The organism is Billgrantia antri, assembly GCF_019430905.1.
Classification (GTDB): domain Bacteria; phylum Pseudomonadota; class Gammaproteobacteria; order Pseudomonadales; family Halomonadaceae; genus Halomonas; species Halomonas antri.
This window is the reverse complement of sequence record NZ_JAHYCA010000001.1, coordinates 157,588-179,388: the sequence shown is the minus strand read 5'-3', so window position 1 is coordinate 179,388 and position 21,801 is coordinate 157,588. Positions and strand designations below refer to the sequence as shown.

General features: G+C 66.3%; 18 protein-coding genes. 12 read left to right on the top strand and 6 right to left on the bottom strand.

The window, feature by feature from the left end; all coding sequences use genetic code 11:
* Positions 1–2 precede the first annotated feature (2 nt).
* From KPL81_RS00815 to KPL81_RS00805, 3 genes are read right to left on the bottom strand one after another with little or no spacing between them, the layout of a single operon-like run.
* On the bottom strand, positions 3–467 hold the full coding sequence (locus tag KPL81_RS00815; RefSeq protein ID WP_219790295.1) for a MarR family winged helix-turn-helix transcriptional regulator: 465 nt from the start codon (positions 465–467) through the stop codon (positions 3–5).
* Positions 464–1,207, bottom strand: coding sequence for an SDR family NAD(P)-dependent oxidoreductase (locus KPL81_RS00810; protein ID WP_219790294.1), 744 nt, complete (start codon positions 1,205–1,207; stop codon positions 464–466). Before KPL81_RS00810 ends, KPL81_RS00815 begins: the two co-directional genes overlap by 4 nt.
* A gap of 2 nt (positions 1,208–1,209) precedes the next feature.
* Positions 1,210–3,495 (bottom strand): bifunctional salicylyl-CoA 5-hydroxylase/oxidoreductase, encoded by a 2,286-nt coding sequence (locus KPL81_RS00805; protein ID WP_219790293.1) that lies wholly within the window; start codon positions 3,493–3,495, stop codon positions 1,210–1,212.
* 216 nt (positions 3,496–3,711) lie between these two features.
* Here KPL81_RS00805 and rsd point away from each other — a divergent pair, with 216 nt between their 5' ends.
* Positions 3,712–4,200 carry a sigma D regulator gene (gene rsd, locus KPL81_RS00800; RefSeq protein WP_219790292.1) on the top strand — a complete coding sequence of 163 codons (489 nt, stop codon included), beginning with the start codon at positions 3,712–3,714 and terminating at the stop codon, positions 4,198–4,200.
* Between the two features lie 96 nt (positions 4,201–4,296).
* On the opposite strand, the gene KPL81_RS00795 is transcribed toward rsd, so the two are convergent.
* Positions 4,297–7,380 (bottom strand): efflux RND transporter permease subunit, encoded by a 3,084-nt coding sequence (locus tag KPL81_RS00795; RefSeq protein WP_219790291.1) that lies wholly within the window; start codon positions 7,378–7,380, stop codon positions 4,297–4,299.
* A gap of 1 nt (position 7,381) precedes the next feature.
* Positions 7,382–8,485: an efflux RND transporter periplasmic adaptor subunit gene (locus tag KPL81_RS00790; RefSeq protein ID WP_219790290.1), complete on the bottom strand. Its 1,104-nt coding sequence runs from the start codon at positions 8,483–8,485 to the stop codon at positions 7,382–7,384.
* A 312-nt stretch (positions 8,486–8,797) separates the two neighbouring features.
* Here KPL81_RS00790 and KPL81_RS00785 point away from each other — a divergent pair, with 312 nt between their 5' ends.
* Complete coding sequence (locus KPL81_RS00785; protein WP_219790289.1) at positions 8,798–9,772, top strand: malate dehydrogenase; 975 nt, start codon at positions 8,798–8,800, stop codon at positions 9,770–9,772.
* Positions 9,773–9,968: 196 nt separating this feature from the next.
* Here KPL81_RS00785 and KPL81_RS00780 read toward each other — a convergent pair whose 3' ends face one another.
* A complete protein-coding gene (locus tag KPL81_RS00780) occupies positions 9,969–10,625 on the bottom strand; it encodes a histidinol-phosphatase (protein ID WP_219790288.1) in 657 nt (218 codons plus the stop codon).
* A 219-nt stretch (positions 10,626–10,844) separates the two neighbouring features.
* Here KPL81_RS00780 and KPL81_RS00775 point away from each other — a divergent pair, with 219 nt between their 5' ends.
* The 10 genes from KPL81_RS00775 (at position 10,845) to KPL81_RS00730 (ending at position 21,749) form a co-directional block, all read left to right on the top strand.
* Complete coding sequence (locus KPL81_RS00775; protein WP_197566048.1) at positions 10,845–11,336, top strand: RNA pyrophosphohydrolase; 492 nt, start codon at positions 10,845–10,847, stop codon at positions 11,334–11,336.
* A gap of 157 nt (positions 11,337–11,493) precedes the next feature.
* A complete protein-coding gene (gene ptsP / locus KPL81_RS00770; RefSeq protein WP_209478676.1) occupies positions 11,494–13,755 on the top strand; it encodes a phosphoenolpyruvate--protein phosphotransferase in 2,262 nt (753 codons plus the stop codon).
* An 8-nt stretch (positions 13,756–13,763) separates the two neighbouring features.
* Positions 13,764–14,564: an NRDE family protein gene (locus tag KPL81_RS00765; protein WP_219790287.1), complete on the top strand. Its 801-nt coding sequence runs from the start codon at positions 13,764–13,766 to the stop codon at positions 14,562–14,564.
* Positions 14,565–14,620: 56 nt separating this feature from the next.
* Positions 14,621–16,003 carry a response regulator gene (locus KPL81_RS00760; RefSeq protein WP_219790286.1) on the top strand — a complete coding sequence of 461 codons (1,383 nt, stop codon included), beginning with the start codon at positions 14,621–14,623 and terminating at the stop codon, positions 16,001–16,003.
* Positions 16,000–16,794 carry a sulfite exporter TauE/SafE family protein gene (locus KPL81_RS00755; RefSeq protein WP_219790285.1) on the top strand — a complete coding sequence of 265 codons (795 nt, stop codon included), beginning with the start codon at positions 16,000–16,002 and terminating at the stop codon, positions 16,792–16,794. The genes KPL81_RS00760 and KPL81_RS00755 overlap by 4 nt, the downstream gene beginning before the upstream one ends.
* A 7-nt stretch (positions 16,795–16,801) precedes the next feature.
* Positions 16,802–17,596 (top strand): prolipoprotein diacylglyceryl transferase, encoded by a 795-nt coding sequence (gene lgt, locus KPL81_RS00750; RefSeq protein ID WP_219790284.1) that lies wholly within the window; start codon positions 16,802–16,804, stop codon positions 17,594–17,596.
* An 81-nt stretch (positions 17,597–17,677) separates the two neighbouring features.
* Positions 17,678–18,502 (top strand): thymidylate synthase, encoded by an 825-nt coding sequence (locus KPL81_RS00745; RefSeq protein ID WP_219790283.1) that lies wholly within the window; start codon positions 17,678–17,680, stop codon positions 18,500–18,502.
* Positions 18,499–19,017, top strand: coding sequence for a dihydrofolate reductase (locus KPL81_RS00740; protein WP_219790282.1), 519 nt, complete (start codon positions 18,499–18,501; stop codon positions 19,015–19,017). Before KPL81_RS00745 ends, KPL81_RS00740 begins: the two co-directional genes overlap by 4 nt.
* A gap of 166 nt (positions 19,018–19,183) precedes the next feature.
* A complete protein-coding gene (locus KPL81_RS00735; RefSeq protein ID WP_219790281.1) occupies positions 19,184–20,233 on the top strand; it encodes a ProQ/FINO family protein in 1,050 nt (349 codons plus the stop codon).
* A 409-nt stretch (positions 20,234–20,642) separates the two neighbouring features.
* Positions 20,643–21,749 (top strand): porin, encoded by a 1,107-nt coding sequence (locus tag KPL81_RS00730; protein WP_219790280.1) that lies wholly within the window; start codon positions 20,643–20,645, stop codon positions 21,747–21,749.
* Positions 21,750–21,801 lie beyond the last annotated feature (52 nt).

Genomic DNA, 21,801 nt, shown 5'->3' with positions numbered 1-21,801 from the left:
CGTTATCGTGCTCCCGTGTCGGCCGGCAAGCGATGCAGCAGCTCGCCGATATGATGGGCATCCTCTGCATCGACGCCATCCAACAGTTCGTTGACCCAGCTCTCGTGGGCCTGGGCCATGACGGTGAAGGCGTCGCACCCGGCAGGGGTGAGGCGTACCCGGGTGGCACGGCGATCGCCCTCGATGGCGATGCGCTCGACCAGGCCGTCGTCGGCCAGGCGGTCGACGATGCCGGTCACGTTGCCGTTGGAAACGCGCAGCCGCCTGGAAAGCTCGTTCATCTTCAGACCCTCGCGTTCACGCAGCAGCGCCGCCATGACGTCGAAGCGCGGCAGGGTGGAGTCGAACTCGAGGCGCAGCTTCTCGCGCAGCGCCGCCTCGACCTGGCGGGTGACCCGCAGCATGCGCAGCCACAGGCGCAGGCGCTCCTTGCTCAGGGTTTCGGGTTTTGGCAACGGGGCCGTCATGTCTCGCCTCCCGAGATCGAGATCGCCTGGCCGTGGATGGCGCCGCTATGCGGGCCGCACAGCCACAGCGCGGTGGTGGTGACCTCGGCAGGCTGAACGAGCCGGCCGCTGGGGTTGGTCGATTGCAGGTGGGCGCGCGCCTGCTCCGGGCTTTGACCGGTCTTGGTGACGATGGTGGCGATGCTTTCTTCCAGCAGCGGGGTCTCGGTGAAACCGGGGCACAGCGCATTGACGGTGATGTCGCGCCCCGCCACTTCCTGGGCCAGGGCGCGCACCAGCCCCACCACGCCATGCTTGGCGGCACAGTAGGGTGCCACGTAGGCATAGCCCTTGAGCCCGGCGGTGGAGGCCACGGCGATCAGCCGGCCACCGTCGCGCAGGTGCCTGAGCCCCTCGCGCAAGGTCAGGAAGGTGCCGGTCAGGTTGACGTCGAGCATGCGCTGCCACTGGTCGAGCCCGGTCCTGGCCAGCGGCGCGCTCTCTGCCGCCCCGGCGTTGGCGATCACGATATCGACTTCGCCCAGGCCTTCGAACAGGGCCACCATGTCGGCCTCGCGGGTCACGTCGGCGATCTCGAAGGCGATGGCCGAGTGGTGGCCGGCGGTGGCTTCCAGCGGCTCGCGGCGCCGTCCGGTGATGATCACCTCGGCGCCGACCTCGGCGAACGCCAGCGCCATGTCGGCGCCGATGCCGCTACCGCCGCCGGTGATCACCACGCGCTTCCCATGCAACTGGTTCATGGTCATACCCACCCTTCGCCGCGCTCGGCCAGGCGCTGCAGCTGGTCGCGGCCGGCACGATAGGGCGCCGGCCAGTCGCACTCGCGGTCCTGGATGCCGGCAGCGGCGTGCAGCGTCCAGTAGGGGTCGGCCAGGTGCGGGCGGGCCAGGCACACAAGGTCGGCGCGGCCGGCCATCAGGATCGAGTTGACGTGGTCGGCCTGGTAGATGTTGCCCACCGCCATGGTGGCCATGCCGGTCTCGTTGCGGATGCGATCCGAGAAGGGCGTCTGGAACATGCGCCCGTAGACCGGCCGTGCGCGGGTCGAGGTCTGCCCGGCCGAGACATCGACGATGTCGACCTCGGCGGCCTGGAGCAGACGCGCGATCTCCACCGCCTCATCGGGGGTCACCCCTTCGTCGCCGACCCAGTCGTTGGCCGAGATGCGTACCGAGAGCGGCTTGTGCGCCGGCCACGCCTGACGCACCGCGCGAATCACCTCCAATGGGTAGCGCATACGGTTGGCCAGCGAGCCGCCGTACTCGTCGTCGCGGCGGTTGGTCAGTGGGGTGATGAACGACGACAGCAGGTAGCCGTGGGCGGCGTGTACCTCGAGCATGTCGAAGCCGGCACGCTCGGCCATCCGGGCGGCGGCGACGAACTCGTCGCGTACGCGATCCATGTCGGTGCGGTCCATGGCCTTCGGCACCTGATTGCGATCCGACCAGGGCACGGCGGAAGCCGCCATGATCGGCCAGTTGCCCTCGGCCAGGGGCGCGTCCATCTCCTGCCAGCCGAGCTGGGTCGAGCCCTTGGGCCCGGAGTGGCCGATCTGGGCGCACAGCTTGGCCGGAGTTTCGGCGTGGACGAAGTCGCACAGGCGCTGCCACGCCGCCTCGTGCTCGGGTGCATAGAACCCCGGGCAGCCCGGCGTGATACGCCCCTGGGGCGAGACGCAGGTCATTTCGGTATAGACCAGCCCGGCGCCGCCCTTGGCGCGCTCGGCGTAGTGCACGAAGTGCCAGTCGGTGGGGCATCCATCCACCGCCTTGTACTGGGCCATGGGCGAGACCACCACGCGGTTGGCAAGTCGCATCTCGCGCAGTTGGAAGGGCGCGAACATTGGTGCCCGTGCGCTGCCCTCGTTGCCGGCCTGGGCCTGGAACCAGCGCTCGGCGCTCTCGAGCCATGCCGGGTCGCGCAGGCGCAGGTTCTCGTGGCTGATGCGCTGGGAGCGGGTCAGCAGTGAATAGTTGAATTGCACCGGGTCGAGGTCAAGATAGCGCTCCACCTGCTCGAACCACTCGGTGGAGTTGCGCGCTGCCGACTGTAGTCGCAGCACCTCCAACCGACGCTCCTCCTCGTAGCGGGCGAAGGCGCTGGCCATGTCGGGTGCGCTGTGCAGGTAGTCGGCCAGTGCGATGGCGCTTTCCAGCGCCAGCTTGGTGCCCGAGCCGATGGAGAAGTGTGCAGTGGCGGCGGCGTCGCCCATCAGCACCACATTGTCGAAGCTCCAGCGCTCGCACAGCACCCGCGGAAAGTTGATCCACGCCGAGCCGCGAATGTGGTGGGCATTGCTCATCAGCGAGTGGCCGCCGAGGTGCCTGGCGAAGATGCGCTCGCAGGTGGCGATCGACTCCTCCTTGCTCATCTCGCCGAAGCCGAAGGCCTGCCAGGTGGGCTCGCTGCATTCGACGATGAAGGTCGCGGTGTTCTCGTCGAACTGGTAGGCGTGGGCCCATACCCAGCCGTGCTCGGTCTTCTCGAAAATGAAGGTGAAGGCGTCGTCGAAGGTCTGGTGGGTGCCCAGCCAGACGAACTTGCAGGCACGCACCTCGATATCGGGACGGAAGTGTTCGGCATAGCGCTGACGGGTGCGCGAGTTGAGCCCGTCGGCAGCCAGTACCAGGTCGAATTCACGGCGCAGCTCGTCGATGCGCTCTTCGGGCACGTCGCTCTCGAAGCGCAGCTCGACGCCCAGTTCGCGGGCGCGCTCCTGCAGCAGGAGCAACAGCCGATGGCGGCCGATTCCGCAGAAACCGTGGCCGGTGGAGACGGTGCGCACGCCGTCGTGGATCACGGCAATATCGTCCCAGTAGGCGAAGTGCTCACGGATGCGCGCGGCGCTGACGGCATCGTTGGCGGCGAGGTTGTCGAGCGTCTCGTCTGAGAGCACCACGCCCCAGCCGAAGGTGTCGTCGGGGCGGTTGCGCTCGATGACCACGATCTCGTGGGAAGGGTCGCGGCGCTTCATGCTGATGGCGAAATAGAGGCCGGCGGGGCCGCCGCCGAGGCAGGCGATTCTCATGGCGTGGAACCGTGTCGTTGTTGTATTTCTTCAGGCTAGACGCTGTGAAGAATTGCTTCAAGCTTAAAATTTCAAGCTTGAACATTAATGGCATGAAGTGATTTTTTCGTTGATCGAAGGATTGACAGCCAGGGTGGCAACGGCGAGTCTGGGGCTTTCCATTCGACGCTCGGTGGGCCGAGATGCAACAGGCTTCACAGGGGAGGGAGGCTCGCGATGCTGGAACAGTGCAAGACGGCCAGGGAGCGCTGGGGCGGCGTGCATCAGCTCATCGATCGGTGGCTCGATGAGCGCCGTGAACTGCTGGTCAGTTTTCTGGAGCTCAAGGAGGCCTGCGATACCGAGCTGGAGGCCGTGAGCAAGCCCCAGATCGATCGCTTCAGCGAACTGCTGATGGACTACATCAGCGCCGGCCACTTCGAGATCTACCCGCAGCTGCGTGAGGAGGCCAACGCCTTCGAGGATCACCAGGCCCTGGAGATCGCCAGCAAGTTGCTGGAACGACTCGAACTCTCCACCGAGCTGGTGCTGGCGTTCGATGCCGACTACTCGACGCCGGTGCGCTGCCAGCACTTCCTGCCGCGCCTGCCCGCCTGGCTCGACCGTCTGGCCAAGGGGTTGACCGAGCGCTTCGCCCTGGAAGACCAGCTCATCGCTCGCCTGCATGCAGCACATACGCCGCAAAGGGAAGCCCAGGCCGACTAACCACCTGGCGAACTGCCGATTTCTCAGGCGCCGCTGCGAGCCAAGGTTCGCTGCGGCGTCGTTGCATTAGTGTATTCACGCCGAGCCCGGCAATGCTCACGCCGCGGCAGGCTCAGCCGCTTCACGCTGCGGGCGGCGCTGCCACAGTACCAGCATGCAGGGCGTAAGCAGCAGCGTCAGCCCGGTGGCGAAGACCAGCCCGCCGGCAATGGCGCTGGAGAGCTGGGTCCACCATTGGGTCGATGGGGCGCCGAGGCCGAGGCTCGGGGCGAACAGGTTGACGTTGACCTCGAGCACCATGGGCATCAGGCCCAGCACGGTGGTGATGGCAGTGAGCAGTACCGGTCGCAGACGCAGGCCGCCCGCACCCAGCGCCGCGTCGTAAGGGGTGAGTCCCGACCGGCGCAGCTCGTTGTAGGTATCGATCAGCACGATGTTGTTGTTCACCACGATGCCGGCGAGCGCGATGATCCCCATGCCGACCATGACGATGCCGAACGGCTGGCCGTTGATCAGCAGCCCCATCAATACCCCGGCGGTAGAGAACACGATGGCGGAGAGCACCAGCAGCGCCTGGTAAAGGCTGTTGAACTGGGTGACGAGGATCAGCAGCATCATCCCGATCGCCACCAGGAAGGCCGACATCAGGAAGCGGCTGGCCTGCTCCTGGTCCTCCTGCTCGCCCGCGACCTCGATGTGAACCCCCTCCGGCGGTGGCCCCAGCGATTCCTGCAGTGCCCGCAGGCGCTCGTCGGGCTGGTAGCCCGCGGTGACGTCGGCTTCCAGGGTGATGGCACGCCGGCCGTCGATGCGGTGCAGGGTGTCCACCTTCGGCGCCGGCTCGAGGCTGGCGAAGTGAGAGACGGGCACCTGGCCGCGCGTCGTGTTGAGGCTCAGCCGACCGAGCTGGTCCAGGCTGCGCCAGGACTCGGGCAGGCGCACGCGGATGTCGACCTCGTCGCGGGCGAAGGAGGGCCGGTAGGTAGCTACCTGAAGGCCGTTGGTGACCAATTGCACGGCACTGCCCACAGCGGCGACGTCGGCACCCATGCGCGCGGCGGCGGCACGGTCGACGTTCAGCCGCCACTCGATGCCGGGCAGGCTGCGGTTGTCCTCGATGTCCCGGAACCCGCCGAGTTCTACCATCTGGCGACGAATGGCCTCGACCGCGGCCTCGCCGGCGGCTTCATCCTGGGCGCTGATCTCGAGCACGATGGGCTTGCCGGCGCCGGGCCCCATGTCCTGTTCGCGAAATTCCAGCACTACGCCGGGCAGGTCGGCGGTACGCTCGGCCATCTCATCCATGATCTCCCGTGCCGGACGGCGCTCCTGCCAGTCGATCAACTGGAACTGCACCGTGCCGATCACGTCGTTGCCCATCTGCTCGTTGGCCACGCCGTAGGTGCGGGCGTAGAGCGCCTGCACCTCGCCCATGCCGGCCAGGCGGGACTCGACGCGGCGCACGATGGCATCCTTCTCCTCCGTGGAGAGGCTGCCGCGCGTACGGATCACCACCTGAGCATTCTCAGGCTCGACCGCGGGGAAGAATTCCACCCCATGATTGAAGCGGCCATAACCGACGAAGATCAGCGCCATCAGCAATAGCGCGATCGCAAGCGTCGTGCCGGGCCAGGTCAGCAACTTGGCGAGTACGCCACGGTAGAGCCGGCCGCCGGCGCTGACCATCTCCTCGCTGCGCTGAGGCGTGTCGGTACGCGCACTGAACAGCCCTCCCAGCGTGGGCAGGAAGACCAGCGCCATGGCCAGCGAGGCGAGCAGGCACAGGATCACCGTGGCCGGCAGATATTTCATGAATTCGCCCACCACCCCGGGCCAGAACAGCAGCGGCACGAACACCGCCAGGGTGGTGGCGGTGGAGGCGATGACCGGCCAGCTCATGCGGGTCGCGGCATTGATCCAGGCCTGGCGCGGCGGCTGCCCCTCGCGCAGGTGGCGGTCGGCCAGCTCGCTGACCACGATGGCACCGTCCACCAGCATTCCGGAGACCAGGATCAGCGCGAACAGCACCACGATATTGAGCGTATAGCCGATCCCCCAGATCAGCAGGATGCCGGTGAGGAAGGCGCCGGGGATGGTGAGCCCCACCATCAATGCCGAACGCACTCCCATGGCGGCCAGGATCACGATCAGCACCAGGGCCACGGCGGTGAGCACGTTGTTGAGCAGCTCGGAGAGCATCTGTTCTACGGTCTCCGACTGATCCATGATGGTGGTGATCGAGAGCTCCTCGGGCAGCATCGGAGCGGCCTCAGCCAGGATGCCCCGGACGCCCTCGACGGTGGCGATCAGGTTGGCCCCGGCACGCTTGGAGATCTCCAGCACCATGGCCGGCTCGCCGTCGATGCGGGCGAATCCCTCGGGATCCTTGAAGGTGGGATGGATCCAGCCCACGTCGGCGAAAGTCACCACTCGGTCCCCGTCGACCTTCACCGGCATGTTCATGACGTCTTCGAGGGACTCGATGATGCCGGGTACCTTCACCGGGCTGCGCCCGGCACCGGTGTCCAGGCTGCCGGCAGCGACCAGCCGGTTGTTACGGGTCACCAGGTTGAACAGGGTGTCGAAGTCGACGCCGTAGCTGTCGAGCACCAGCGGGTCGACGACGATCTCCATCAGCTCCTCGCGCTCGCCGCCGATCTCCACCTCGAGCACTTCCGGCAGGCCCTCGACCGCATCCTGCAGGCGGCGGGCGATGGCCAGGCGTCGGCTCTCCTCGATCGGCCCCGAGAGGCCCAGGGTGAATACCGGGAAGAGGCCGACGTTGACCTCCATGACGCGTGGCTCCTCGGCCTCGTCCGGTAGCTCGGCGCTGGCGATGTCGACCCGCTCGCGCACGTCGGCGAGCGCCTGGCGCGCGTCGAAGCCGGCGTCGAACTCCAGGGTGATCGCGGCGTAACCCTGGCTCGCCTGAGCGGTCATCTTGCGCACCCCCTCGATGGTGCGCAGCTCCTGCTCCATGGGGCGTATCAGCAGCCGCTCGCCGTCCTCGGGACTCACCCCTTCCAGCGTCATCGAGACATAGATCATCGGGATCGGGACGTCGGGGTTGGCCTCCTTGGGAACCGCCTGCCAGGCGGCAATGCCCGCCGCCAGCAGCGCGAACAGCAGCAGCAGGGTGGTGCGCGTGCGGTCCAGCGCAGCCTCGATCAGGGTGCGCATGTCAGAGCGACTCCTCGTCCGGGGCGCTGTCTGCCGATGGCTCGGGCACCGCAACGACGCGATCGCCGGGTTCGACATAGCCGCCACCCAGTGTTATCAGCCGGATCTCCTCCGGCAGACCGGCGACGTACGCCTCTCGGGCGTCGGCCTCCACCAGCTCGACGGGCGTGGCGACCACACGCGCCTCCTCGTCGAGGTGCTTGACCTGCAGTTGCCCACGCTCATCGAGTTCCAGCAGGGCGGAGGAGAGACGATGAACGCTGCGCTCGGGCAGGGTGATGGACAGCGTGGCACTGGCGCCGGCGAGCCGCCGCCGTTCGGGGTTGTCGAGCTCGGCTTCGATGTAGAAGGAGCGGGTGGCCTCGTCGGCTCGCCGGGCGACATGGCTCAGCTCGCCGGACAGACGACTGCCGTCGAGCAGGCGTACCTCCACCGGCAGGCCCGGCCGCAGTTCAAGGGCGCGGCGCTGGGCGACCCAGGCGCTGGCCTTGAGCCGGCTATCGTCGATCAGGCGGCCGTAGCTCTCGCCCACCTGCAGGACCTCGCCGAGTTCCACCTCGAGACGATCGAGCACGCCATCGAAGGGGGCGGTGGGATGCGTCTCATCGAGGCTCTGGCGCAGCTCGGCGAGCTCCGCCGCCGCCACGCTGACGCTGCTCTGCAGGCGCAGGTATTCCGGCTGGGAGATCAGGTCCCGGCGGCGCAGGTCGGCGGCACCGGAGAGCTCGGCCCGTGCCAGCTCGAGCTGCGCCTCGGCGCGTTCCAGTTGGGCGTCGAGGGCGTCGCGGGAGAGCACCAGCAGCGTTGCGCCGGCCTCCACGCTGTCGCCCTGTTCGACCGGCAGCTCGGCCACGCGCCCGTCGCGCCGGGTAAGCAGGGTAACCTCGCGCAGCGCCTCCAGTTGCCCCTGGGTCACCAGTTGCGGCTGGTGCGACGAAGCGTGGCTCTGCCGAAACTCGATGCGGGGCAGGCTGTCGGTCGAAGCTTCCTGGCTCTCGGGCGGCTCGCTCTGGAAGCGCTGGATGTCCCCGAACAGCAGCCACAGGAACAGGGCGGCCAGCACCAGGGCGGCCAGCAGGGCGGAGATGGGGGGGCGTTTCAACATGCAGCCTTCCCTGGTTGAATTCGGCATTAGCTTATTCGGCAAGGCATGATAGCGCATGTGCCGGAAGGTCGCAGTTGCCTTGCGGCGCCATTTTCCAGCAAGGCCCCTAACCAGAGGTCGGATTGAGTTTTGTGCGGTGCAGGCATAACATCTTGGCGGTCCGGATTCCGGCCAGGGCGGATATGTATCCCCAAGGCTCATCCAAGGAAGTGCCGCGCGAATCGGCGAGCGAGATGACGTGCAACGGTGCGATTCGCTCGTGCAGACCTTCGTGCAGCGTTTCCCTCAGGCGGCTCAACCGAAGGAGCAACGATGAAAGACCCCGTACGTATTGCCATCACCGGCGGTGCCGGCCAGATCAGCTACTCCCTTATCTTCCGTATCGCGGCCGGCGACATGCTGGGCCCGGATCAGCCCGTCATCCTGCAGCTGCTCGAGATCCCGCAGGCGATGGACGCGCTCAACGGCGTGGTGATGGAAGTGAACGACTGTGCCTTCCCGCTGGTGCAGGAGATCGTTGCCACCGACGATCCCAACGTTGCCTTCAAGGACGCAGATTTCGCCCTGCTGGTCGGTGCCCGCCCGCGCGGCCCGGGCATGGAACGCAAGGACCTGCTGGAAGCCAACGCGGCGATCTTCTCCGTACAGGGCAAGGCGCTTAACGACAACGCCAGCCGTAACGTACGCGTGCTAGTGGTCGGCAACCCGGCCAACACCAACGCACTGATCGCCTCCTGCAACGCGCCGGACCTCAGCCCGCGCCAGTTCACCGCGATGACTCGCCTCGATCACAACCGCGCCCTGACCCAGCTGGCGCAGAAGACCGGCAAGCGCGTCACCGACGTCGAGCAGATGATCATCTGGGGCAACCACAGCGCCACCCAGTACCCCGACCTGGCTCACACCAAGGTGGCCGGCAAGCCCGCCTTCGACCTGGTCGAGCGCGACTGGTACGAGAACGACTTCATCCCCACCGTGCAGCAGCGCGGCGCCGCCATCATCAAGGCGCGCGGGGCCTCCTCCGCCGCTTCCGCCGCCTCTTCCGCCATCGATCACATGCGCGACTGGGCGCTGGGTACCGACGGCGTAGTGAGCATGGCGATTCCCTCCGACGGCAGCTACGGCATCGCCGAGGGCATCATCTACTCCTACCCGGTGCGTTGCCAGAACGGGGACTACGAGATCGTCCAGGGTCTCGAGATCGACGAGTTCAGCCGCGGCAAGATGAAGGCCACTGAAGACGAGCTGCGCGAAGAGCGCGCCGCCGTCGAGCATTTGCTTGGGTAACAAATGCCTGCGCGAGCGAATCGCTGTGTTGCGCGGTGCTCATAACCCTCACATATACCCCATATGCTCGGGTTCCTGTGCGCCGCGCGCCTTGCGCTTCATCTCGCTCGGCTATTTGCTCAGCGCTTAGTCAGTAAACGATAAAAACCCTAAGGCACCCGCTTTAGGGTTTTTCCGTTTTTGAGGTAAGGCTGGTTCAGTCGCGCAGGCTCATGATGCGCCAGCCGCGCATCTCGGCCTCTTCGCGCAGGGTGGGGTCGGGGTCCACCGCTACCGGATGCTCCACCAGTCGCAGCAGCGGCAGGTCGTTGTGCGAGTCGCTGTAGAACCAGGCGTCGTCCAGGGTCAGATCCTTGTCGGCTAGCCACTCCTCCAGGCGCTTCACCTTGCCTTCGCGGTAGCTCGGCGTGCCGCTCACCTTGCCGGTATAGCGGCCATCCAGCACCTCCGGTTCCACGGCGATGAGATGATCGACGCCCAGCCGCTCGGCGATGGGGCCGGTGATGAAGCGGTTGGTGGCGGTAATGATCAGCAGGGTATCGCCCCGACTGCGGTGGCGTGCCAGCAGCTCCTCGCCTTTGGGCAGGATGCTGGGTTCGATCTTGCTGGCCATGAACTGCTGGTGCCAGGCCGCAAGCTGCTCGGGGCTGTTGTCGGCCAGCGGCCTGAGCGCCACCGACAGAAAGGCATGAATGTCCAGCGTGCCCGCTTCGTAATCGGCCATGAAGCGGTCGTTGGCCTCACGGTAGGCCTCGGCATCCACGGCCCCCTGTTCGAGCAGGAACTCGCCCCAGGCGTGATCGCTGTCGATGGAGAGCAGGGTGTTGTCCAGATCGAAGATGGCCAGACTCACGGCTTACCCCTTGCGATGTGGTGAGTTGTCGTAACGTCATGCTGCATTGCGTGAAAGCTGGCGATTATGTCAGACAACGCCGCGCACTGCTAAGCCCCGCCGCGCTTTTTCTCGCAGTGGGCGGCGGCGGGCGTTGACGACCACCGGATCGTTGTATTGATGCGCTTTGTGCCCTTGTGGAAGAATGCTCTCAATGACGTATTTCACAAGGTGACGTCCGTGATCGACGCTGACGGCTTTCGCCCCAACGTTGGCATAATCATCGCCAACGCCAGGGGGCAACTGCTTTGGGCGCGTCGGGTTGGACAGAATGCGTGGCAGTTTCCCCAGGGAGGCATCAAGTCAACCGAGACACCGCAGCAGGCGCTCTATCGTGAGCTGGAAGAGGAAATCGGCCTGACCGCCGATGACGTCGAGCTACTGGCCTGTACTCGGGGATGGCTGCGCTATCGCCTGCCGCGACGCATGGTGCGCATGAATTCCAGGCCGGTCTGTATTGGCCAGAAGCAGAAATGGTTCCTGCTGCGGATTCGCTGCCAGGAGAATCGTATCTGTATGGATGGCTCGGAAAAACCCGAGTTCGATAACTGGCGATGGGTCAGCTACTGGTATCCGCTGGGTCAGGTGGTGCCTTTCAAGCGTGAGGTGTATCGCCGCGCGCTGAGCGAGCTGTCCCCGCGTGCACAGCGGCTGGCGCTCGAAGGACGCTGATCGAAGGCGTCCACTTGCCGAAGCAAGCAATTGGTGAGCGCAATACGAGGGGCTACGCAGGGCCCCGCCAACCAAGCCCCGTTCTCCCCGGGTGACGGAGCTGGGTCTTGATTCCTCAGCCAGGCGAGGTACGACAATAATGGAAAGCAAGACGCCGATGCTGGAGGTGCTGCGCCGGGTCATACAAGAGGTCAACGGTGCCCGTAATCTCGATGCGGCGCTTGCGACCATGGTTCGGCGTATCCGCAAGGCCATGCACACCGACGTATGCTCCTTCTATCTCTATGAGGGGGAGACCCAGGAGCTCGTGCTGATGGAGACCATCGGCCTGCACAGTCAGGCGGTGGGGCACGTGAGCCTGCGGGTAGGGGAAGGCCTGGTCGGCCTGGTGGCCGAGCGCGAGGAGCCGCTCAACCTCGAGGACGCCCCCTCACATCCACGCTTCCGCTACTTCGAGGCCACCGGCGAGGAGCGCTACTCCAGCTTTCTCGGCGTACCGATTATCCACCAGCGTCGCATGCTTGGCGTGCTGGTCGTACAGCAGGCGGAGAAGCGGCGCTACGATGAGGAAGACGAAGCCTTCCTCATCACCATGGGCGCACAGCTCGCCGGCGTGCTGGCCCATGCCCTGGCAACTGGCAGCCTCAGCCGGCCCGCCTTGCCTGATGGCCAGGCGCTGTTTACCGGGGTTGCCGCCTCGCCCGGCATGGCCATCGGCGAAGTGGTGGTAGTGGCGCCGCTGGCCGACCTGGACAGCGTGCCCGACCTGATCCCGACCGATGTCGAGTACGAGATCGTGCGTCTCAAGGAGGCCATCGAACGCGTGCGCGAGGAGATTCGCGCCGCGGGTGAACGCTTGGCCAACCGCATCTCGGCCCAGGAGCTGGCGCTGTTCGAGGTCTATCAACAGATGCTGAGCGAGGCGGCGCTCTCCCAGGAGGTCGAGAAGCGCATACGCGAGGGGCAGTGGGCTCCCGGGGCCCTGGCCGACGTAGTGCGCCGCCACGTGCAGTATCTCGAGCGGGTCGATGACGACTACCTGCGCGAGCGGGCGGCCGACGTCCGCGACCTGGGCCGTCGGGTACTCGCCCACCTTCAGGAAGAGACGCCTCAGGTCCCTGACACCTTCCCCGAGAGCACCATCCTGGTAGGCGACGAGATCAGCGTGGCCACGCTCGGCGAGGTGCCGAGGGAGCGGCTTGCCGGGCTGGTCTCGGTGCGCGGCTCGAGTACCTCCCACGTGGCGATCGTCGCGCGGGCCATGGGGGTGCCCACCGTGCTGGGCATGGTCGACCTGCCACTGCCGCGTCTCTCCGGTGCCGAAGTAGTGCTCGATGGACATCGAGGCCGGCTCTTCGTGCGACCCTCCGAGGAACTCAAGACCCGCTACCAAAGCCTGATCGCCGAAGAGGCGGCACTGGTCGAAGTGCTCGAGCACGAGCAGGACCTGCCCAGCGAGACTCCCGATGGCCACGTCATGCCGCTGATGGTCAACACCGGTCTGGCCATCGACACCACGGTATCGCTCAAGAAACGCATCAGCGGGGTGGGGCTGTATCGAACCGAAGTGCCGTTCATGATCGCCGAACGATTTCCCGGCGAGCAGGAGCAGGCGCGCCTCTATCGCGACCAGCTCGAGAGCTTCGCGCCGCTGCCGGTGGTCATGCGCACCCTCGACATCGGTGGCGACAAGGATCTGCCCTATTTTCCCATCGACGAGGCCAATCCCTTCCTCGGCTGGCGCGGCATCCGCGTCACCCTCGACCACCCCGAAGTGCTAATGGTGCAACTACGTGCCATGCTGCGTGCCTCCCAGGGCCTCGACAATCTGCAGGTCCTGCTGCCGATGGTGACCAACGTCGACGAGGTCGACGATGCGCTGCGCATGCTCGATCGCGCCATTCGCGAGCTGGGCGAGGAGGGCATCGTGTCGCCACGGCCCAAGGTCGGCGTGATGCTGGAGGTGCCGGCGACCCTCTACCAGCTGGATGCCCTGGCCGAGCGCGCCGACTTCTTTTCGGTGGGCAGCAACGACTTGACCCAGTATCTGCTGGCGGTGGATCGCAACAACCCGCGCGTGGCGAGCCTCTACGATGCCTGCCACCCGGCCGTGCTGTGCGCCATGGCACGCCTGGCCGAGGAGTCGGCACGCCTGAAGAAGCCGATTTCGGTATGCGGCGAACTGGCCGGTGACCCGGCCGGGGCGCTGCTGCTGATGGGCATGGGCTTCGACTCGCTCTCCATGAATGCGCCCAGCCTGCCGCGGGTCAGGGCCGCGATTCGCCGGGTCTCCCTCGATGCCGCCAAGGCACTGGTGCATGAGATCCTGGCCTTGAACACCCCGGCCGCCGTACGCAGCCACCTGTTCGCCCGGCTCAACGAGTGGCAGCTGGCACACCTGTTGCCGCCACGGGACTGAGCGCGTCCATGTGCCTGATCGCCTTCGACTACCGCCCGCGAGCGTCCGTGCCGCTGCGATTGATCGCCAACCGTGACGAGTTCTACCAGCGCCCCACGGCGTCGCTGGGGCCCTGGCAGGATGCGCCCGATATCGTCGGCGGTCGCGATCTGGAGGCGGGCGGCAGTTGGCTGGCGGTGCATCGCCGCGGGCGCATGGCGGCCGTCACCAACGTGCGCGACCCGGCGCTCAGGGTGCCCGCCGATGCGCCAAGCCGGGGGCAATTGGTGCGCGAGGCGCTGGAGTGCCCCGACCTGCCCGGATGGCTGGCCAGACTGGCCGAGGGCGACGGCTGGCGCTATGCCGGCTTCAACCTGCTGGCCGGCGACGGCCATCGCCTCTGGCACCTGCATCGCAGCCGTGAGCGACTGCTGCTCACGGAGGTGTCACCCGGTACCCATGGCCTGTCGAACGCCAGCCTCGACACACCCTGGCCCAAGCTGATCGCGGCCCGTCAGGGCCTGGCGAAGGCGCTGCGCCGTCGCTGGCCGGAGGATGCCGTGGCGGCGTTTTCCGCGACACAACCGGCCGATGATGCGCACTTGCCGGATACCGGCGTTGGCCTCGAGCTGGAGCGGCGCCTGTCGTCGCCCTTCATCGTCGGTGAGCACTACGGCACTCGCGCCACGACCTGGCTCGCCTGGGATGCCGAAGCGGGTGCCATCGAGCTGGAGGAGTATCGCTACGGCCCCGAGGGGGTGGCACAGGGCCATAGCCGGGAAAGAATCTCACTGCAGCGTGCGCACTTGGATGCCTCGCACTGTCCATGACAGTCGGGACACGGCGACGTAAACTCACTGCACCAAAGCCTGGCACAGGGATGCGAATGCCCGTCGGAACCCGCAAGGACCGCTTCTGGTCGTACCTGATCTGGCCGTTGCTCTGGCCACTGCTGCTGGCCCAGGCAGCCCTGGTGCTGCTCTGCCTGTTGGTGGGGGCCGTGCTGTGGGTGGCCACCCCCGATCCGACTTCCTGGGCCGAATCCGCCTGGCTGCTGGTGGCCTTGCTGGTGGGCACCACCTTGACCGTTTCGGCCTTTCTCCTGCAGTTGCGTCACGCCATCCGCGAGTGCGAGGGACAGATCGAGGGCCGTCTCGCCCGCGTCGAAAGGCTGCTGCAGGAGACCGAGCAGAGCCTGCCGCGCTGGCTCGGCGCGCCCTGCCAGCCGTCCGACGAGGAGGGGGCGGTCATCGCGCGCCTGGAGACGTTGCATGACGGCATGCTCGAGCTGCAGTCCCGACTCGAGCAGATGCCGAACCTGGATGACCTGCTGACGGCCAGCCAGCGCCCGGCCATGCTGCTTTACCACGGGCGAATCGTGAGCGCCAACCTGGGCATGGAGCAACTGCTCGGTGAGAGCCTGGAGACACTGGCCGGGCAGGATCCGGCGACTCGCCTGATCGTTGCCGAAGCGGCCGGGAGCAAGCCCGGCGAGGTGCAGCTGCTGGACGGAGAAGGCCGCTGGCGCGCTTTTCAGGTGGCGTGGCTGGAGGCGCCGCCCTACCAGCTGTTGTTCTTCGAACGCGCTGGATCGCATGAACTGGGTGGGTTGCTGGCGGCCCGGGAGCGAGCCCGTGAGGATTCACGGCTCAAGTCGCGCTACCTGACGCTGCTGCAGCGTGAGCTGGAGCCTCTGCTCTCCGAGCTGTCCCGTGAGATGAAGGTCGAGGACGGCCGTATCGATCCGCAGCGAAATGCCCATCTGAGCGAACGTATCGCCGATATCCTGCTGTTGATCAGCAGCCTGGCAGGCGAGCAGGGCGAAGCGGCACTGCGCGATATGCAGCTGCCGGCGGGGCGGGCTGCTTCGCTGCGCGTGCTGGTGGTGGACGATGGCCCGGTCAATCGCATGCTGGCCGGTCAGGTCATGGAGCGGCAAGGGCTGCGAGTCGACAGTGTTGCCAGCGGCCAGGAGGCGCTGGAGCTGCAGCGTCGCCATGCCTACGACCTGGTATTGATGGATATCTTCATGCCCGGCATGGATGGCGTGGAGACGGCCAGACGCTGGCGTGAGCAGGAAGCGCAGCGGCCCGATACCGCTCGCAGCATCCTGGTGGCCTTGACGGCCAATGCCACCGAGAGCGACCGGCGTCGCTTCGACGAGGCCGGCATGAACGATTACCTTGCCAAGCCCTATGGGCCACGGGAGCTGATCGAGCTTCTCCAGCGTTGGCGACCCGATGCCTTCGAGGAATCGTCAACGACATGACCGTCCTCGTCACGTTTCTGGGTTACCTGGGGCTGGGGGCGGCGGCCGGCACCATGGCGGGACTGTTCGGCGTCGGCGGTGGCTTGATCATCGTGCCGGCCCTGGTCTTCGCCTTTGGCTTTCAGGGCATTGACGGGGCGGTCACGATGCACCTGGCGGTCGGCACCTCGCTGGCCACCATCCTTGTCACCGGTACCTCGTCGGCCTGGGCGCACTACCAGCGGGGGAGCATCCGCCGCGAGTGGTTTCTCTCCCTGCTGCCCGGGCTGATGCTGGGCGCGGTGGCCGGGGTGTTCGTCGCCGGTGCGCTGTCGGGCGGACGGCTGGGTACCCTGTTCGGCGTTTTCGTGGTGCTGATGGCGCTCAGGATGGCGCTGGGTATCGGCCCCAAGGCGGGGCGCGCGGCCCCCGGGCGGCTGGCCATGGGCCTCGCCGGCGGGGTCATCGGTGGCGTATCGGCGCTGTTCGGCATCGGCGGGGGCACTCTCTGCGTTCCCTGGCTGTCCCGCTGCGGTGCCAGCATGACCCAGGCGGTGGGCACCTCCGCCGCCTGTGGCCTGCCCATCGCCCTGTTCGGCGCGCTGACCTTCATCGTGGTTGGCTGGGGGCACCCGGCACTGCCGGCGGGGGCCACCGGCTTCGTGATGTGGCCTGCCTTTCTCGGCATCGTGGTGGCCAGCGTGCCTTTCGCCAGGCTGGGCGTACGCCTGGCCCATGTGCTTTCGCCCCGCGTGCTGCGGCTCGCCTTCGCGGCGCTGCTGCTGACCGTGGGACTCCGTTTCCTGTTCTGAGGTGGACATGAACTATCCCGCTATCGACCCGGTGGCCATTTCCCTCGGCCCCTTCCAGGTTCACTGGTATGGCCTGATGTACGTCATTGGCTTCGTGGGGGCCTGGTGGCTCGGCCGGCTGCGGGCCGAGCGCTTCGGGATGAGCCGAGACGACGTCGGCGACCTGCTGTTCTACGCGGCCCTCGGCGTGGTGGTGGGCGGCCGGCTGGGCTATGCGCTGTTCTACGGCCTGGGTCAGTGGGCCGCCGATCCGCTGTGGGTGTTTCGCGTCTGGGACGGCGGCATGAGCTTCCACGGTGGGCTGATCGGCGTGCTGCTGGCGGCGCTGTGGTTCGCGCGCAAGAAGGGCATGGCCTTCTTCACGCTGACCGACTTCATCGCCCCCATGGTGCCCATCGGCCTCGGGGCGGGGCGCATCGGCAATTTCATCAACCGCGAGCTGCCGGGGCGGGTCACCGAGCTGCCCTGGGGCATGCCGTTTCCCGGCATGGGGCCAGAGCCGCGCCACCCCACTTCGCTCTACGAAGCCCTGCTCGAGGGGCTGGTGCTGTTCGTCGTGCTGTGGTGGGTCTCGACCATGCCGCGTCGCCGTGGCCTGGTGTCCGGCCTGTTCCTGTTGCTCTACGGCACGTTCCGTTTCCTGGTGGAGTTCTTCCGCCTGCCCGATGCCCATATCGGCTATCTCGCCTTTGGTTGGTTCACCATGGGCATGCTGCTGACGCTGCCGATGATCGCCTTCGGCATCGCGCTGATCGCCTGGTCGCGGCGTCAGCCGATGGATGAAGTGCTGGTCACGCAGTGAAACCGAACGGGAGTAGGAGGGGGGCCGGAGAGGCGGTAGACTTCGGTCCTATAGATCATCCTTTCAGAGTTTTGCCCAACGATGCCAGATGACAATGCCAAGCCCCCGCTCGAACAGCCTTACCTGGACCTGATGCGCCAGGTTCTCGAGCAGGGTGTCGATGGCGCCGACCGCACCGGCGTCGGCACCCGCTCGCTGTTCGGCCACCAGATGCGCTTCGACCTTTCCCGCGGCTTTCCGCTGGTGACCACCAAGAAGCTGCACCTGCGCTCGATCATCCACGAACTGCTGTGGTTCCTGCGCGGCGACACCAACATCGCCTACCTCAAGGAGAACGGGGTCAGCATCTGGGACGAGTGGGCCGATGAAAAGGGGGATCTTGGCCCGGTCTACGGCTACCAGTGGCGCAGCTGGCCCGATCCCCACGGTGGCCACGTCGACCAGATCGCCAGGCTGCTGGAGCAGATCCGCACCCACCCGCACTCGCGACGGCTGATCGTCTCGGCCTGGAACCCGGCGCTGGTCGACGAGATGGCACTGCCGCCGTGCCACTGCCTGTTCCAGTTCCACGTGGCGCAGGGCAAGCTCTCCTGTCAGCTCTATCAGCGCAGCGCCGATATCTTCCTCGGCGTGCCGTTCAACATTGCCAGCTATGCGCTGCTGACCCGCATGATCGCCCAGGTGTCGGGGCTCGAGCCAGGCGATTTCGTGCACACCCTGGGCGACGCGCATCTCTACCTGAATCATCTGGAACAGGCCGAGCTGCAGCTGTCGCGCACGCCGCGCCCGGCGCCGCGACTGGTGCTCGACCCGAACGTCGATTCGCTGTTCGACTTCCGCTTCGAGCATATCGCCATCGAGGGCTACGACCCCCACCCCCATATCAAGGCCGAGGTAGCGGTATGACCGACGAGACCCTGGTGCCGGTGGCGATGATCGCCGCGGTGTCGCGCAACGGCGTGATCGGCATCGACAACAAGCTGCCCTGGCATCTGCCCGAGGACCTCAAGTTCTTCAAGCGCATGACCCAGGCCAAGCCGCTGATCATGGGGCGCAAGACCTTCGCCTCCATCGGCCGGCCGCTGCCCGGACGGCTCAATATCGTGGTCACCCGCGACGACAGCTTCCAGCACGACGGCGTGCGCGTCTGCCACGACTTGGAGTCGGCGCTGTTCCTGGCCGACCAGCAGGCCACCATCGACGCCGCCGAGGAGATCATGGTGATGGGCGGCGGCGAGATCTACGCCCAGGCGTTGCCGCATGCCAGTCGCGTCTATTTGACCGAGGTGGACGTCGAGGTGGAGGGCGACGCCCGCTTTCCTGCGCTCGACGAGCGCGAATGGGAGGAAGTGCAGCGGGTGCCGGGGTTGCCCAACCCGGGCCAGCCGGCGTTCAGCTTCGTCGAGTATCGTCGCCGCTAGGCTGGCTGCGCCGGGCCTTTCGGCCGGTCTTGACGGGCGAAAACGTTCCATTCAACGGATGGTTTGTCAGCGCCTCGCTTGTGACACACACTAGGCGGAGGCATGGGGCAACGCGGCGAATCGCTCGCCCAGCACTGGTGCCGCGTTTTTCCGGGAGGATGCCGGTTTGATCGAAGAGCGTTCACGACAACTATTAAGCGCCCTGGAGGCACGTGCCGCCGATGCGCTCACGGAGCTGCACGCCTGCCGCGAACGGCTGCAACAGGTGCAGGAGCGAGTGGCCGAGCTCGAGGCGGAGCGGCTCGAGCTGATGGAAGAGAACCGCGAGCTCGATGAGCAGAATCGCGAGCTCGAGGAGGACAATGCCCGCCTGCGCGAGCGGCTGCGCAAGGGCGAGCCGGCACCGGCGTTTCCCGGCCCGGCGCGCCGCGCCCAAGGGCTGGCGGCACTGATCGGCCAGCGCCCGCGGGAAGATCAAGCTGCAGGGCTGCGGGCAGCCCCGGCGCGCCCAGGCGATGCACCAACCGGCGCCGAGTCGTCGGCCGAGGCTGTGCCCCCGGTCGAATCACGCCCCGCCCCGGTCTGGCGGCCGGCTGCCTCCGGCTCGCCCCAGGCGACCCCGGAGCCGAATGCAGAAAGCGTTGCCGACAGGGAGCGCCAGGGGGCGCTGGCCATCGAGCAGGCGCCATCCGCCGATGCGCTGCTGAAACAGTGGTACCAGCGTTATCCCCGAACCTTCTTCAAGGGCCACACCCGGCCGCTCAAGGTCGGCATCCACCACGACCTCGCCGCCCGCGAGCCCTGGCCCGAGAAGCTGGTGCGCCGGGCGCTGGCGGGCTACGTCAACCTGCCGCGTTACCTCAAGGCGGTGCGCGAGGGCGCCGAGCGCCTCGACCTCGACGGCGAGCCCGCCGGCAGCGTCGATGCCCAGGCCGCCGAGCATGCCAAGCGCAAGCTCGAACGCCTGCAGAGCGAGCGGCGCGAGCGTGACCGTGCAGCGGGCGCCACGCCCCGGCGCGACGGCAAGGCCCCCCGCGGCCGCGACGACACAAGGGGCCAGCCGCGCAAGGCCAAGCCCAAGCCCGCCCCGACAGCCAAGGAGAGGGGGGCGCCGGCCAGTGCGACTCCTGCCACCCCGGCCGACCCGGAAGCACGCATGGAGGCCAAGCTCTCGGCTCTGCTGGCCAAGCACAACGGCCAGGCGAAGGGGCCCTGAAGGCTCGCTTCTCCTGAGCGTTTATTAGGGTGCTTGCCTCTGCTTAATCAGCGGGGCATGATGTGCGGGCTCATCGCTGCCAGGCAACACTTACTGCCATTGCCTGCGGCACGCGGCCCCTGGGCGGGAGCGCCCAAGACCGCATTGGCAGGGAAAAGTTCCGTCGGGGAAGCGAGCGTCGAAGGAAAACAGTGTTTTTTCTTATTGCGTTCCCATTTTTCCCGGTATAGAGTTCTACCTGCGAGCATTGGACTATAACAAGGCTTCGCTGAGGTCATGACCGGCCCTGGCGCTTCCTGAGAAGGAACCGGCCCGAGTACGGCGGGACCCATGCCCGGCAAGCTACCTGCACCGATCCCTGATCGTGCAGTAACGATCGAAACAGTAAGCTAGTAAAGGAACTATAGAGATGAAAAAGACACTGTTAGCGACTGCCATTGCCGGTGCCCTGGGCGCCTCCGCTGCCGCTCAGGCCGCCACCGTTTACGACCAGGACGGCACTCAGCTGATCGTCAACGGCCGTATCGCCATGGGTATCGCCGGCGGCGGCCCGGAAGAAGTGCGTAATGGCCAAGCTGAAGACAACGGCGCCGAGTTCGTCGATGTCTACTCTCGCCTCGGCATCTCCATGAGCCACCAGATCAACAGCGACCTCAAGGCCTTCGGTCGCGTCGAGTGGCGCTTCACCGGCGACGAGCGCAATACCGCCAACGGCTTCAACGAAGTGCGTCACAGCTATATCGGCCTCGAGAGCGCCAGCTTCGGTACCGTGATGGCCGGTAACTACGACAGCTTCTACAACAGCCACGTTGCCGCTCCGTTCGATGTCTACATCGACCAAGGTCTCAACCTGACCGAAGGAGTTGGTGGCGGCTACCAGGCCCGTGGTGACTCCGTGGGCTATATCACCCCGAACCTGAGCGGCTTCCAGGCTTTCCTTTCCGCTAAGCATTACAGCGAGCGCGGCGAGACAAACGCTGAAATCGAAACCAATGGGGACGACGAGATCGTTACCCAGGGTGGCGTGAAGTACGAGACTGGCCCGCTGCGCCTGGCGCTGGGCTATGTCGATGACGAGGACGGCCGTGCTGGTGGTTCTGGCGAGGTGCTCTACGGGGCTACCGCTTCCTACGCCTTCACTGACAACTTCTCCGCTCGCCTCGGTTACGAAACTCGCGACAGCAATGATGCTGCCCTTGAAGCTGGTGGTGATGCCGAAGACTTCGATGGCTTTGACACCTGGGGCCTGGGTATGACCTACGCCATGGGTCAGTGGGCCTTCAACGCTGACGTTTATAACGTTAGTGTTGACAACGAAGATGCAGACAACGGCTGGGATGATCGTACCGCCTGGGCTGCCGGTGCCTACTACAAGGTCTCCAGCAACTTTGACGTCTTCCTCGAGCTGTACCAGGGCGACCAGCCTGACATCGATGTATCAGTCACCGATCCCGATGTCGACGTTGCCGACGGCGACGACATGTACTGGCTGACCGGCGCTCGCTACCACTTCTAAGCGAGCCCGCCGTCCAGCAAGGACAGCAAGCTACGTCGATTCACTCGACGAT

What these genes read in the sequence shown, in the direction of transcription:
- KPL81_RS00815 (WP_219790295.1), bottom strand. Translation starts at nt 467, where the DNA reads ATGACGGCCCCGTTGCCAAAACCCGAAACCCTGAGCAAGGAGCGCCTG.
- KPL81_RS00810 (WP_219790294.1), bottom strand. Translation starts at nt 1,207, where the DNA reads ATGAACCAGTTGCATGGGAAGCGCGTGGTGATCACCGGCGGCGGTAGC.
- KPL81_RS00805 (WP_219790293.1), bottom strand. Translation starts at nt 3,495, where the DNA reads ATGAGAATCGCCTGCCTCGGCGGCGGCCCCGCCGGCCTCTATTTCGCC.
- rsd (WP_219790292.1), top strand. Translation starts at nt 3,712, where the DNA reads ATGCTGGAACAGTGCAAGACGGCCAGGGAGCGCTGGGGCGGCGTGCAT.
- KPL81_RS00795 (WP_219790291.1), bottom strand. Translation starts at nt 7,380, where the DNA reads ATGCGCACCCTGATCGAGGCTGCGCTGGACCGCACGCGCACCACCCTG.
- KPL81_RS00790 (WP_219790290.1), bottom strand. Translation starts at nt 8,485, where the DNA reads ATGTTGAAACGCCCCCCCATCTCCGCCCTGCTGGCCGCCCTGGTGCTG.
- KPL81_RS00785 (WP_219790289.1), top strand. Translation starts at nt 8,798, where the DNA reads ATGAAAGACCCCGTACGTATTGCCATCACCGGCGGTGCCGGCCAGATC.
- ptsP (WP_209478676.1), top strand. Translation starts at nt 11,494, where the DNA reads ATGCTGGAGGTGCTGCGCCGGGTCATACAAGAGGTCAACGGTGCCCGT.
- KPL81_RS00765 (WP_219790287.1), top strand. Translation starts at nt 13,764, where the DNA reads ATGTGCCTGATCGCCTTCGACTACCGCCCGCGAGCGTCCGTGCCGCTG.
- KPL81_RS00760 (WP_219790286.1), top strand. Translation starts at nt 14,621, where the DNA reads ATGCCCGTCGGAACCCGCAAGGACCGCTTCTGGTCGTACCTGATCTGG.
- KPL81_RS00755 (WP_219790285.1), top strand. Translation starts at nt 16,000, where the DNA reads ATGACCGTCCTCGTCACGTTTCTGGGTTACCTGGGGCTGGGGGCGGCG.
- lgt (WP_219790284.1), top strand. Translation starts at nt 16,802, where the DNA reads ATGAACTATCCCGCTATCGACCCGGTGGCCATTTCCCTCGGCCCCTTC.
- KPL81_RS00745 (WP_219790283.1), top strand. Translation starts at nt 17,678, where the DNA reads ATGCCAGATGACAATGCCAAGCCCCCGCTCGAACAGCCTTACCTGGAC.
- KPL81_RS00740 (WP_219790282.1), top strand. Translation starts at nt 18,499, where the DNA reads ATGACCGACGAGACCCTGGTGCCGGTGGCGATGATCGCCGCGGTGTCG.
- KPL81_RS00730 (WP_219790280.1), top strand. Translation starts at nt 20,643, where the DNA reads ATGAAAAAGACACTGTTAGCGACTGCCATTGCCGGTGCCCTGGGCGCC.